We start from the raw sequence: 12,675 nt of genomic DNA, 5'->3' as shown, positions 1-12,675 counted from the left end.
CAACGCCCCCTTACGAGCTGTCCTTGACGATGCTCCAGCCGCCGTCGACGACGTACGACGCGCCGGTGACGTACGCCGCGTCAGAGGACGCGAGGAACGCGACCACCGCGGCGACCTCGTCCGGTGTGCCGAAGCGGCGTAGAGCGGTCTGCGCGACGCTGCGCTCGCGGTCGCCGGGCGCGATGCCGTCCCACGCGGGGGTGAGGATCGGGCCGGGCACCACCATGTTGACCCTGATGTGGGGACCGTACTCGACGGCCAGCTGCCGGCCGAGGGAGAGGAGGCCGCCCTTCGCCGCGGCGTACGCGGGATGCCCAGGCAGCCCCACCATCGCGTGCACCGACGAGGTGAGGACGACGGCGGCTCCCGGGCGGCGGAACAGCGGGAGGCAGGTGCGCACGCCGAGGTAGGCGGCCGTGAGGTCGACGCCGAGGAGGCGGTCCCAGGACGCCGGCTCGAGCTCGTGGGCGGGTCGGACGTCGTCGGCGTAGGCGTTGCTGTGCAGGACGTCGAGCGCGCCGTACCCGGCCTCGACCGTCGCCGCGACCCGGTGCCAGCACGCCTGGTCGGACACGTCGCCGACCACGACGTGCGCGGAGCCGCCGGCCTTCTCGATCGACTGCGCGACCGTGGTGGCGGCGTCGCCGTCGATGTCGACGAGGATCACCGCGGCGCCCTCGTCGGCGAGCCGGCGTGCCGTCGCGGCCCCGATCCCCGACGCGGCGCCGGTGACCACGGCGGTACGCCCGGCGAATCGGTCCACACAGCTCTCCTCGGCAGAAGGGTTGCCCTGTAACTTACCATCACATAATTTTGTATGACTATTTGTGGCCGAAGGGTGGTCCGGTGATGCAGAAGAGGTCAATGTCCCGGCGCGGGTTCCTGTCCGGGGCGGTCGCGCTCGGTGGTGCGACGGCGCTCGGCGGCTGCGTGAGCGGCGGAGAGCAGCAGCAACAGCAGCAGACCGGCACGCTCGTGATCCAGATCTCGCAGGGCGATCCGAAGCCGGCCAAGGCCCTCGTCGACGTCCTGAAGGGCTACCGCAAGCACGAGGTGACGGCCAACCGGGTGGCGGTGGAGTCGTTCCGCGCCCAGCTCCCGACGTACCTCAACTCGGCGAAGCCGCCCGACGTCCTCACCTGGTACGCGGGCTCGGTGGCGCGTGACTACGCGTCGAAGGGCCTGCTCCTCGACGTCTCCGACCTGTGGACGGGCGACGGCGCGTGCGCGACGTTCTCCCCGGCCCTGAAGGAGCTGTCGACCAGCGAGGACGGCAAGCAGATCTTCGTTCCCACCAGCTATTACTGGTGGGGCGTCTTCTACCGCAAGTCGCACTTCGAGAAGTGGGGCGTGGAGCCCGTCGAGACCTGGGCCGACTTCCTGAAGCTGTGCCGCACGCTCGACGGCAAGGGCATCAGACCGCTGTCGATGGGCACCGGAGGCGGCCAGGCCTGGGTGGCGTCCGGTTGGTTCGACTACCTGAACCTGCGTATCAACGGTGCCGACTTCCACCGTGAGCTGCTTGCGGGCGAGCAGCGGTTCGACGGCCCCGAGGTGCACGACGTGATGAAGGCGTACCGCGAGCTGCTGCCGTTCTTCGACCCGAAGGGACGCTCGCTCGACGGTCAGCAGGCCATCACCCCGCTGGTCAACGGCAAGGCGGGCATGTACCTGTACGGCGCCTTCATGACCTCGGCGCTGTCGGAGGAGGCGCTCGCCGACCTCGACTTCTTCCGTGTCCCCGTCGTCGACGAGGGCGTGTCCAACGCCGAGGAGGCCCCGACGGACGGGTACTTCGCCGCCGCGAAGGGCCGCAACAAGGAGGGGGCGAAGGAGCTCCTGTCGTTCCTCGCCCAGCCGAAGACACAGAAGGACTGGATCGCCAAGGCAGGCTCGTCCAACCTGCCGACGTCGACCGAGGTCGACACGTCGAACTTCTCGCCGCTGGTGCAGAAGGGCATCACCTTCCTCGAGGAGTCCGACGACCTCACCCAGTTCTTCAACCGCGACTCCAGCGACGAGCTGCAGACGACGGCGGACACGGCGCTGACCAAGTTCCTCGACCGGCCCAAGCAGGTCGACGCGATCCTGAAGGAGTGGCAGACGGCCGCCCAGCGGGTGTTCGACAAGTGAGCCGGGCCTCTGTCGCGTGAGTGCGCCAGCCGCGACCGTCGCGCATCCCCGGCGCCGCGCCCCGTGGGGGCGGCGGCTGCGGGCCGTGCCGCTCGGCGTGTGGGTGTTCGTCGCGGTGCCGCTCGCCGTCGAGGCGGTGTGGGTCTTCTGGCCCGCGCTGAACAGCTTCTGGCTGTCGGTGACGAAGTGGAACGGCGTGGGCGTCCCCGAGTTCGTCGGGCTCGCCAACTACGCGGACCTCGCGGGCGACCCCGTGTTCAAGCAGGCGCTGCTCAACAACGTCATCTGGCTGGTCTGCTTCGGCGGGCTGTCGATCGTGGGCGGGCTGGCGCTGGCGGTCGCGCTGAACCGGCCGCGCCGCCTCGTCGGCCTGTACCGCAGCGCGATCTACCTGCCGATGGTGTTCTCGCTGGCCGTGACCGGCCTGTTCTGGCGGGTGCTCTACCAACCCGACGGCACCGTCGACGCCGTACTCGGCGGGCTCGGGCTCGACAGCCTCGTCCGGCAGTGGCTGGCCGATCCCGACACCGCGCTCGGCGCGGTCCTCGTCGCGGCCGTGTGGCGTCAGGTCGGCTACCTGATGGTGCTCTACCTCGCCGGGCTCAAGGGGTGCGACCCGACGCTCGACGACGCCGCGGCCATCGACGGTGCCAACGCCCTCCAGCGGTTCCGCTACGTCACGCTGCCGCAGCTGCGCGGCGTCAACACGGTCGTGTTCGCGGTGACGGTCATCGACTCGCTCCGCACGTTCGACCTCGTCTGGGCGATGACGCGCGGCGGTCCGTACCACGCGACGGAGCTGCTGAGCACGTACATGTTCCAGCAGGGCTTCACGTTCCTGAACCTGGGCTACGGCTCGGCGATCGCGGTGGTCATCTTCCTGCTGGCGATCGGCTTCATCATCACGTACCTGGTCAGGGCGTCCCGGCAGGAGGTGATCTGACATGGCCGTGGCGACCGGCACCCCCGCGCGCGACGCACAGGCGGGTGGCGTGACGCGGCATGCCGGGCACCGGCCCGGCGGCGGGGTCGTGTTCCACCTGGTCATGGCCCCGGTGGCGCTGCTGTGGGTCGCCCCCATGCTCTTCGCCGCGGCGATCGCGGTGCGCTCGTTCGACGACGTCACCGAGCGCGGCCTCGGCGCGCTGCCCGCGTCGTTCACGCTGTCCGGGTTCGTCACGGCGGTCACCGAGGTCGAGCTCGGCACCGCGCTGGTCAACAGCCTGATCGTGACCGCGCCCGCGGTCGTGCTGGCACTGCTGCTGTCGTCGATGGCGGCGTTCGGGCTCAGCAGGTACGAGATCCCGTTCCGGCGGACGATCCTGCTCGGCATGCTCGCCGGCAACCTGCTGCCGCCGCAGGTGCTGCTGATCCCGGTGGCGAAGATGTCGGAGAACATCGGCACGTACGACGCACTCGTCGGTCTGGTCGCGATCCACGTCGGCTTCGGGCTCGGGTTCTACACCTTCGTGCTCTACGGGTTCATGCGGTCGATCCCGCGGGAGGTGACCGAGGCCGCCGTCGTCGACGGCGCGGGGTCGATGCAGGTCTACTGGCGGATCGTCATGCCGCTGTCGCGTCCGGCCCTGGCGGCGCTCGCGGCGCTCGCGACCACGTGGATCTACAACGACCTGGTCTGGGCGCTGACCATCCTGCAGAGCCAGGCGAAGTTCCCGATCACCGCCGCGCTGCTCAACCTGCAGGGCAGCTACGTGAGCCAGTGGAACGTCGTCGCCTCGGGCGCGATGCTCGCCGCGATCCCGACCGCCGTCGTCTTCTTCGCCTTCCAGCGTCACTTCGTGTCCGGCCTGCTCGTTGGCTCCACGAAGTGACGATGCATCGACGTTCGGTGACACCAACCTCCTAGAGAGGGGCTCTGCCCACCCATGCAGCCGGACCTCCCCGACCACCTCCCGGACCGACTGACCATCACGCTGTGGGACTTCTCCTGGTACACCCGCACCGGCGAGGGCGAGCCGTTCGCCGACCTCGACAGGTGCTTCGCCGACGCGGTCGAGCGCGGCTACAACACCGTCCGCATCTGCGCGATGCCGTACCTGCTCTTCGGCTCCCGCATCGACACGTCGGCCCTGACGTTCTCGCCGTTCGGTGGTGAGTACGGCCTGCGCACCCGGTGGTACGACGTACGGCGTACCGCCACGCTCGACGGCAGGCAGCACCTGCTCGACCTCTTCGCGGCGGCCCGCCGGCACGACTGCTACGTGATCCTGTCGAGCTGGGAGTACCAGCAGAGCCCGTGCTTCCTCGACGACCAGAGCTGGATCGACGCCCTGCTCGCGGTGCCGCCCCGCGACCGTCCGGCTGCGCTGGCCGGGGCCCTCGCCGACCTGGTCGACTACCTGGCCGAGCACGACCTCGACGACCGGGTGGCGTTCGTGGAGCTGCACAACGAGGTGCAGGGCAGCCGGCTGGCCGACGTCGCGGAGCCCGGCACGAACAGGCTGCAGGCGCTGGGTCCGCTGCTCGAGGACGCGGTCGAACGCTTCCGCGCGCGTCACCCCGAGCAGCTCGTCACGGTCAACTACGCCGGCGTGCCCGTGGGCGACATGCGGCACCTGCCGACCAACGTCGACGTCGCGATCTTCCACCCCTACGTCTACGGTGTGCTCGGCGAGCTGGTGCAGACGTTCCACCTGCGCGACGACGAGCCGTTCCCGCAGGATCGCGTCAGCGCCGAGCTGCTGCGCGACGACGCGCCGAAGCTCGAGGCGTGGGTCCTCCCCGAGGCCGGCGCCTGGCGGGCCGGGGCCACGGGCATGCGGCACCGCGAGCTGTACGTCCACGACTGGTGCGACCCGGACAAGTGGGACCGCTGGCTGTACGACAGGTACGGCGACCACCGGGTCGCGATGGAGCAGCAGCTCACCATGTGGCTCGACACCGCCGCCGACTGGGCCGCGGCGAACAGCGTGCCGCTGGTCTTCGGCGAGGGCTGGGTCGGTTACACCCCGCTGTACGCCACGTTCGAGGAGGGACCGGTCGGCGCCGAGATCTGCGCCCGGGCCGTCGAGGGGTCGTCGCGGGTCGGCGCGTGGGGCACGATCGTCTGCTCGAACGCGGCACCCCAGCACCCGATGTGGGCCGACGTCGACCTGCAGCGCCGCCTCAACGTCGGGTTCCTCGCCACCGGCTGACCCGCCGGCTGCGCCGTCCGCACGGGCGTCTGCCAGCATCTCCCTCATGTCGGACACGGCGCGGTTGGCGTGGGAGCGCAGGACCGAGTGGCCGCTGACGCTGCTGGCGTTGGCGTTCCTGCTCGCCTACGCCGTCTCCGTGCTGTACCCCGACCTGCCCGAGCCGTACACCGTCGCGGCGAACGTCGTCAGCACCGTGACGTGGCTGACCTTCGCCCTCGACTACCTCGTGCGGCTGGTGCTCGCCGAGCACCGGTGGACGTTCGTCCGGCGGCATCCGCTCGACCTGGCGGTGCTCGCGTTGCCGGTGCTGCGGCCGCTGCGCGCGCTTCGCCTGGTGATCGTGCTGACGGCGATCGACCGGCGGGTGCGCGGGTCGTTCCGCGGCAAGGCCGCCACGTACGTCGGCGGGTCCGCGGTGTTCGTGGTCTTCGTCGGCGCACTTGCGGTGCTCGACGCCGAGCGCGGAGCGCCAGGCGCCACGATCACGACCTTCGGCGACGCGCTGTGGTGGGCGCTCACCACGGTCACGACCGTCGGGTACGGCGACGAGCTGCCGGTCACGGTCACCGGCCGGCTGGTGGCCGCGGGCATGATGCTCGCGGGCATCGTGCTCCTCGGCGTCGTGACCGCGTCGCTGGCGTCGTGGTTCGTGGAGAAGCTCGAGGAGGTGCGCGGCGAGGAGCAGGAGACCCAGGACTCCCTGGAGGCCCTCGTCACCGAGGTGCGGGAGCTCCGCCGCGAGGTCCGCGAGCTCCGCGCCGACCAGGACCGCTAGCCCGCCCCCGCCGGGGTCCCCGGTCGTGGTGCCCGCCCCCGCTGGGGTCCCCAGCAGGCGTCAGTCGGCGTACGGCGAGCCCCAGGTGCCGTGGTGCACGAGGTCGGTCCACGGGCGGCTCGGCTTGGACGGCGTCGACGGGGGCGCGCCGGGCTCGGAGTGGCCCACGGCGACGGCGCCGACTGGCACGTACGTCTCCGGCACGCCGAACGCCTCGCGGAACGCCGGGAGCACCGGCCCCGGGATGCCGAAGTACAGCGCGCCGAGACCCTCGTCGACCGCGGTGAGCAGTACGAGCAGGGCGGCCATGCCGGTGTCGATGTGCCAGAACGGCACCGGCCAGCGGGCCTCGTCGCGGTCGGTCCAGCCCTTGTCGGGCTCGGCGTAGCGGTCGAGATAGACGTCCTTGCTGGACATCGGCACGATCAGCAGCGGCGCGTCCGTCACCGACGGCACCACGGGCATCGTGGGGGCGAGCGCCCGCCAGAACCGGTCGCGCCCGTCCTCGGTGTCGATGACCAGGAACGCGTAGCCGCGGGAGTTGCCGGCCGACGGGCTCCGCGTCGCATTGCGCAGCAGGCGGCGCACTGCCTGCGGCGCGACGGGGTCCGGGCCGAACCTGCGCACCATCCGCCGGCCCGTTACTACATCGTTGAACTCCACGGCTGTACTCCTCGTACTCGGCTGCGCCAGTATTAGCTGCCTTCGGCGGCTGTCGCAGTATGCCGTCGTCACCCCCGACGTGAGGTACGCCCCATGCGTGGAATCAGCAGACCGGTCGCCGCCCTCGCCGCGGCGGTGATGCTCGTCTCGTTCACCGGAGCGTGCGGCGGTGGTGCGGACGAACCGGCAGACGACACGTTCTCGGTCGGCATCGGCGAGCCGACCCACCTGATACCCGGCAACTGTCAGGAGGGTAACGGCATCGCCGTGATCTCCGGCCTGTTCGAGGGGCTCGTCTCGCTGGAGTCCGACGGCGAGCTCACGTACACCGCGGCGTCGTCGGTCACCTCGAAGGACCAGCGCGTGTGGACCGTCAAGCTTCGCGCGGGCCGCACGTTCCACAACGGCGAGAAGGTCACGTCGCAGTCGTTCGTCGACGCGTGGAACGCGGCGGCGTACGCGCCGAACGAGTGGGTCAACAACTACTTCTTCGGCAACATCGAGGGCTACGCCGACCTCAACCCGGAGAAGGGCGAGCCGAAGGTCAAGGAGATGTCGGGGCTGGAGGTCGTCGACGACCTCACCTTCACGGTCACCCTCGACGCACCGTTCAGCCAGTTCCCGCTGACGCTCGCGTACACCGGGTTCAACCCGCTGCCGAAGGCGGCCTTCGACGACCTGGAGAAGTTCGACCGGGCGCCGATCGGCAACGGGCCGTTCCGGATGGACGGTACCTGGCAGCACAACAAGACCGTCAAGCTGAAGGCGTACTCCGGCTACAAGGGCACTCACGAGCCGGTCGCGGGCGGGGTCGAGTTCCGCATCTACACCAAGCCGGAGACCGCGTACAACGACCTCGTCGCCGGCAACCTCGACATCTACGACGAGATCCCGCCGTCCAGCCTCCGCAGGGCGGAGCAGGACCTCGACGGACGCTTCTTCACCGCGCCGAGCTCGTCGTTCCACTACCTCGGGTTCCCCATCTACGACAAGCGGTTCGCGAACCCCGACCTGCGGCATGCGATCGCGATGGCGATCGACCGCAAGGCGATCGTCGACAGCATCTACAACGGCTCCTATCGCCCGGCCGACTCGCTGATCTCGCCGATCGTGCCCGGCTACCGCAAGGGCGCGTGTGGCGAGTGGTGCACGTTCGACCCGGTCAAGGCGAAGCAGCTGTTGGCGAAGGCGGGCGGCTGGAAGGGTCCGATGACGCTCTGGTTGCCCACCGACGAGGGCTACGACGAGGAGATGCAGGCGATCGTCAACCAGCTGCGCAAGAACCTCGGCATCGAGGAGATCACGTTCAAGCAGCAGGTGCAGGCCCAGTACCTCGACGTCCTGCGCGCGCACGACGTCACCGGCCCGTACCGGCTCGACTGGGGTATGGACTACCCGTCGCCGCAGAACTATCTCGAGCCACTGTACTCGAGCAAGGGCTCGTCGAACCGGATCGGCTACTCGCACGAGTCCGTCGACGCGCTCATCGAGCAGGGCAACCGGGCGTCGTCGATCGAGGCCGGCGTCGAGTTCTACAACCGGGCCGAGGACCAGGTGCTGAAGGACATGCCGGTCGCGCCGCTCTACTTCGGCCAGATCCAGGCGGGATACTCCGAGCACGTGTCCGATGTGAAGGAGGATGCCCTGGTCGGCATCCACCTCTGGGACGTCACGGTGACGGGGTAGGGAGTCTCATGGGCACGGCAGGAGGCTCGTGCGGGGCGTAGTCGTGGCCGCGGCCATCCTCGACGACGACGGCAACGTCCTCGTGGCGCAACGGGCCGAGCCGCCGCACCTCGCCGGCTGGTGGGAGCTGCCCGGCGGCAAGGTCGAGCCGGACGAGCGCGACGAGGACGCCCTCGTGCGCGAATGTCGCGAGGAGCTGGGCGTCACCGTCAGGCTCGACCGTCGGATCGGCGGCACCTGGCCGGCGATGGACGACTTCGTGCTGCGCGCGTGGACGGCGCGCGTCGCTTCGGCCGACGACGTCGTCCGACCGCTCGAGCACGCCGCGGTCCGGTGGGTGCCGCCGGCCGAGCTCGGTGACGTCGACTGGCTGCCGAGTGACCACGCGCTGGCCGCGCAGCTCGAGGCGGTGCTGCTGGGCGTCGACGACGAGGTGCCGCTCCAGGGCGGCAACGTCGGCGGCGCGATCCGCGTCGGGCGCACGGTGCGCCGGCCGTGCGGGCCGTGGACGCCAGCCGTGCACGCGCTGATGCGCCACGTCGCCTCCCGTGGCGTCCCCGGGGTGCCGCGGGTGCTGGGCATCGACGACCAGGGCCGCGAGGTCACCGAGTTCATCCCCGGCGACGTCACGCCGTCAGGACCGTGGGCACCGTGGGCGTTGACCGACACCTTCCTGGGCGACGTCGGTCACTGGCTCGCCGCGTACCACGAGGCGGTCGCCGACTTCCCGGCCGACGGGTTGCGGTTCCGGTTCGGCCCCGGCGACTTCTCGCCGGGTGAGCTGATCTGCCACAACGACGTGGGCCCGCACAACCTGGTCGGGTGGGAGGGACGCCTCGCCGGCGTCCTCGACTGGGACACCGCCGGCCCGTCGGCGCCGATGCTCGACCTCGCGTACACCGCCTGGGGCTTCGCGCTCGCCGACCGGCTCGAGCCGTTCGACGTACGCCTGCACCGGCTGCGCGTGCTCAATGCGGCCTACGGCGCCGCGCCTGAGTCCGTGCTCGCCGCCGTCGAGCCGAGGATCCTGCGGATGATCGAGGTCGTCGAGGCCGGCGCGGCGGCCGGCGACGAGGGCCTGCGGCGCCTGGTCGGGCTCGGCGAGATGGCCGCTCACGCAGCCCGCCTCGCCGAGTTCCGCGAGGAGCGCCCGCACCTGGAACGCCGCCTGTCGTCCGGTTGAGCCCGCGACCGTACGCTGCCGGGCCCCGCGAAATGATCACGTTAACCTCGTGAACGTGGACTTCACCTCGTCCCTGCACGAGGTGAAGTCAACGCTGATCACGTTAACGTGATCAACGGGAGCGACGCCCCCAGCTAGGAGCCGCCGGCGTGCCTCGCGACGATCTCGTCGATGTGCTCGGCGAGGTCGACGTCCTTGCGGGTCACGCCGCCGGCGGAGTGGGTCGACAGGGTGAAGTGCAGGGTGCGCCACCGGATGTCGATGTCGGGGTGGTGCTTGCTCGCCTCGGCGATCGTCGCGACGTCGTCGACGATGCGGATCGCGGTGGGGAAGTCGGACGCCTTCACGGTGCGCTTGACCGCCGTGGTGTCACCGGTCCAGCCGGTCAGGTCGGAGAGCGCGGTACGGACAGCGGCGTCGTCGAGAAGCTCAGCCATCCGCCCACCTTCCCACGGGTGACGGGCGGGGGCGAGGGTGCCGAGAGGTCAGTCGCGGCGGGCGGCGCTCTTGGCGTCGGGACTCTTGAACTTGCGCCAGAGGAAGCCGAGCGGGTCGTACTTGGTGTCGATGACGCGTTCCTTCAACGGGATGAGCGCGTTGTCGGTGATGTGGATGTTCTCGGGGCAGACCTCGGTGCAGCACTTGGTGATGTTGCAGAAGCCGAGGCCGAGCTCCTCCTGGGCGAACTTCCGGCGGTCCGCGGTGTCGAGAGGGTGCATCTCCAGCTCGGCGGCGCGCATCAGGAAGCGCGGGCCGGCGAAGTGCTGCTTGTTCTCCTCGTGGTCGCGGATCACGTGGCACACGTTCTGGCACAGGAAGCACTCGATGCACTTGCGGAACTCCTGGCTCCGCTCGACGTCGACCTGCTGCATGCGGTACTCACCGGGCTCGAGACCCTCGGGGGGTGTGAAGGCCTGCACCCGCTTCGCCATCTCGTAGTTGTACGAGACGTCGGTGACGAGGTCCTTGACGATGGGGAACGTGCGCACCGGGCTGACGTTGATGGTCTCCTGCTCGGTGAACGTGCTCATCCGGGTCATGCACATCAGCCGGGGCTTGCCGTTGACCTCTGCGCTGCAGGAGCCGCACTTGCCGGCCTTGCAGTTCCACCGCACGGCGAGGTCGCCCGCCTGGGTCGCCTGGATGCGGTGGATGATGTCGAGGACGACCTCGCCCTCGTTGACCTCCACCGTGTAGTCGCGGAAGCCACCGCCCTCGGCGTTGCCGCGCCAGACCTGGAACCGGGCGTCATAGCTCATGAGACGTTCTCCTCGAAGAGTGCCTTGAGATCGTCGGGCATGACGGGCAGCGGCTGGGTGGCGGTGGTGACCCCGTCGCCCTCGGCCCGGCAGATGATGTTCTTGGTGCCCCAGGTCTCGTCGGGCTGGGGGAAGTCCTCGCGCGTGTGCCCGCCACGGCTCTCCGTGCGCTGTAGGGCGGCCCGGGCAATGCATTCCGAGACCAGCAGCATGTTGTGCAGGTCGAGCGCGAGGTGCCAGCCGGGGTTGTACTGGCGGTTGCCCTCGACGAAGGCGTTCGGGACGCGGCCCTTGAACGTCTGCAGCGCGTCGATCGCCTGCTGCAGCTCGCTGCCGGTGCGGATGATGCCGACGAGGCGCTGCATGGTGTCCTGCAGCTCCTGGTGCAGGGTGTACGGGTTCTCGCCCTCGGCCTCGAACGGTGCCAGGGCGACGCGGCCCGCCTCGGTGAGCCGGGCGTCGTCGATCTGCGGCTTCGCGTCGAGCCCCTTCGCGTACGCCGCCGCGTACTCGCCGGCCCGCATGCCGAACACGATCAGGTCGGAGAGGGAGTTGCCGCCGAGCCGGTTGGAGCCGTGCATGCCGCCCGCGACCTCGCCCGCGGCGTAGAGGCCGGCGACGAGCGACTGGGCCGAGTCGGGGTCGACCTCGACGCCGCCCATGACGTAGTGGCAGGTCGGCGCGACCTCCATCGGCTCCTTGGTGATGTCGACGTCGGCCAGCTCCTTGAACTGGTGGTACATCGACGGCAGCCGCCGCTGGATGTCCTCCGCGCTGCGCCGGCTCGCGATGTCGAGGAACACTCCGCCGTGCGGTGAGCCGCGACCGGCCTTGATCTCGGAGTTGATCGCGCGGGCGACCTCGTCACGAGGAAGCAGCTCGGGTGGGCGCCGGTTGTTGACGTGGTCGTCGTACCAGCGGTCCGCCTCCTCCTCGTTGTCGGCGGTCTCGTGCTTGAAGTACTCCGAGATGTAGTCGAACATGAAGCGCTTGCCCTCGGAGTTGCGCAGCACGCCACCCTCGCCGCGCACCGACTCGGTGATGAGGATGCCGCGCACGGACGGCGGCCACACCATGCCGGTCGGGTGGAACTGGACGCACTCCATGTTGACGAGCGTCGCACCGGCGCGCAGGGCCATCGCGTGGCCGTCGCCGGTGTACTCCCACGAGTTCGACGTCACCTTGTACGACTTGCCGATGCCGCCGGTGGCCAGCACGACCGAGGGCGCCTCGAAGGCGATGAACCGGCCGGACTCGCGCCAGTAGCCGAACGCGCCGGAGATCCGGTCGCCGTCCTTCAGCAGCTCGGTGACCGTGCACTCCATGAACACGTCGATGCCCAGCGAGACGGCGCGCTGCTGGAGGGTGCGGATCATCTCCAGGCCGGTACGGTCGCCGACGTGGGCGAGCCGCGCGTAGCGGTGGCCGCCGAAGTCGCGCTGGGAGATCTTGCCTTCCTTGGTGCGGTCGAAGAGCGCGCCCCAGGACTCGAGCTCGTACACCCGCTGCGGCGCCTCCTGCGCGTGCAGCTGCGCCATGCGCCAGTGGTTGAGCATCTTGCCGCCGCGCATGGTGTCGCGGAAGTGGACCTGCCAGTTGTCCTGCTCCCAGACGTTGCCCATCGCCGCGGCGATGCCGCCCTCGGCCATGACGGTGTGCGCCTTGCCGAGGAGCGACTTGCAGACGATCGCGGTCTTGGCGCCCCGCTCGTGCGCCTCGATGGCCGCGCGCAGCCCCGACCCGCCTGCGCCGATCACGACGACGTCGTACGCGTGTCGCTCTATCTCACTCACGTCAGGTACCTCGGATCAGGAGTTA

General features: G+C 70.0%; 12 protein-coding genes. 7 read left to right on the top strand and 5 right to left on the bottom strand.

Features of this window, described 5'->3' with window-relative positions:
• Positions 1-10: 10 nt before the first annotated feature.
• Entirely contained in the window at positions 11-763 is a 753-nt protein-coding gene (locus tag GEV10_11340; protein MQA79052.1) for an SDR family oxidoreductase, read from the bottom strand.
• 101 nt (positions 764-864) lie between these two features.
• Between GEV10_11340 and GEV10_11335 the strand changes: the two genes are divergently transcribed.
• The 5 genes from GEV10_11335 to GEV10_11315 all read left to right on the top strand — a co-directional run bounded on the left by GEV10_11335 (position 865) and on the right by GEV10_11315 (position 6,066).
• The gene (locus GEV10_11335) at positions 865-2,133 is read left to right on the top strand and encodes an extracellular solute-binding protein (GenBank protein MQA79051.1); all 1,269 of its coding nucleotides are present in this window, start codon (positions 865-867) and stop codon (positions 2,131-2,133) included.
• Positions 2,134-2,230: 97 nt separating this feature from the next.
• Positions 2,231-3,076 (top strand): ABC transporter permease subunit, encoded by an 846-nt coding sequence (locus GEV10_11330; protein MQA79050.1) that lies wholly within the window; start codon positions 2,231-2,233, stop codon positions 3,074-3,076.
• Between the two features lies 1 nt (position 3,077).
• Entirely contained in the window at positions 3,078-3,965 is an 888-nt protein-coding gene (locus tag GEV10_11325) for an ABC transporter permease subunit (protein MQA79049.1), read from the top strand.
• Between the two features lie 54 nt (positions 3,966-4,019).
• A complete protein-coding gene (locus GEV10_11320; GenBank protein ID MQA79048.1) occupies positions 4,020-5,288 on the top strand; it encodes a hypothetical protein in 1,269 nt (422 codons plus the stop codon).
• 46 nt (positions 5,289-5,334) lie between these two features.
• Positions 5,335-6,066: a two pore domain potassium channel family protein gene (locus GEV10_11315; protein MQA79047.1), complete on the top strand. Its 732-nt coding sequence runs from the start codon at positions 5,335-5,337 to the stop codon at positions 6,064-6,066.
• A 60-nt stretch (positions 6,067-6,126) separates the two neighbouring features.
• Here the strand turns inward: GEV10_11315 and GEV10_11310 are convergent, their stop codons facing one another.
• Positions 6,127-6,729: a nitroreductase family protein gene (locus tag GEV10_11310; protein MQA79046.1), complete on the bottom strand. Its 603-nt coding sequence runs from the start codon at positions 6,727-6,729 to the stop codon at positions 6,127-6,129.
• 93 nt (positions 6,730-6,822) lie between these two features.
• Here GEV10_11310 and GEV10_11305 point away from each other — a divergent pair, with 93 nt between their 5' ends.
• Positions 6,823-8,415: an ABC transporter substrate-binding protein gene (locus tag GEV10_11305; GenBank protein MQA79045.1), complete on the top strand. Its 1,593-nt coding sequence runs from the start codon at positions 6,823-6,825 to the stop codon at positions 8,413-8,415.
• Positions 8,416-8,443: 28 nt separating this feature from the next.
• On the top strand, positions 8,444-9,598 hold the full coding sequence (locus GEV10_11300; protein MQA79044.1) for an NUDIX domain-containing protein: 1,155 nt from the start codon (positions 8,444-8,446) through the stop codon (positions 9,596-9,598).
• 134 nt (positions 9,599-9,732) lie between these two features.
• Here the strand turns inward: GEV10_11300 and GEV10_11295 are convergent, their stop codons facing one another.
• Genes GEV10_11295 through GEV10_11285 form a run of 3 tightly spaced genes read right to left on the bottom strand, consistent with a single transcriptional unit; the run spans position 9,733 to position 12,650 of the window.
• Positions 9,733-10,035 carry a 4a-hydroxytetrahydrobiopterin dehydratase gene (locus tag GEV10_11295; GenBank protein ID MQA79043.1) on the bottom strand — a complete coding sequence of 101 codons (303 nt, stop codon included), beginning with the start codon at positions 10,033-10,035 and terminating at the stop codon, positions 9,733-9,735.
• A 48-nt stretch (positions 10,036-10,083) separates the two neighbouring features.
• Positions 10,084-10,857: a succinate dehydrogenase/fumarate reductase iron-sulfur subunit gene (locus tag GEV10_11290; protein MQA79042.1), complete on the bottom strand. Its 774-nt coding sequence runs from the start codon at positions 10,855-10,857 to the stop codon at positions 10,084-10,086.
• Entirely contained in the window at positions 10,854-12,650 is a 1,797-nt protein-coding gene (locus GEV10_11285; protein MQA79041.1) for a fumarate reductase/succinate dehydrogenase flavoprotein subunit, read from the bottom strand. The genes GEV10_11290 and GEV10_11285 overlap by 4 nt, the downstream gene beginning before the upstream one ends.
• Between the last annotated feature and the right edge of the window lie 25 nt (positions 12,651-12,675).

The organism is Streptosporangiales bacterium, assembly GCA_009379955.1.
GTDB lineage: Bacteria > Actinomycetota > Actinomycetes > Streptosporangiales > WHST01 > WHST01.
This window is presented reverse-complemented; position numbering and strand designations above follow the sequence as displayed.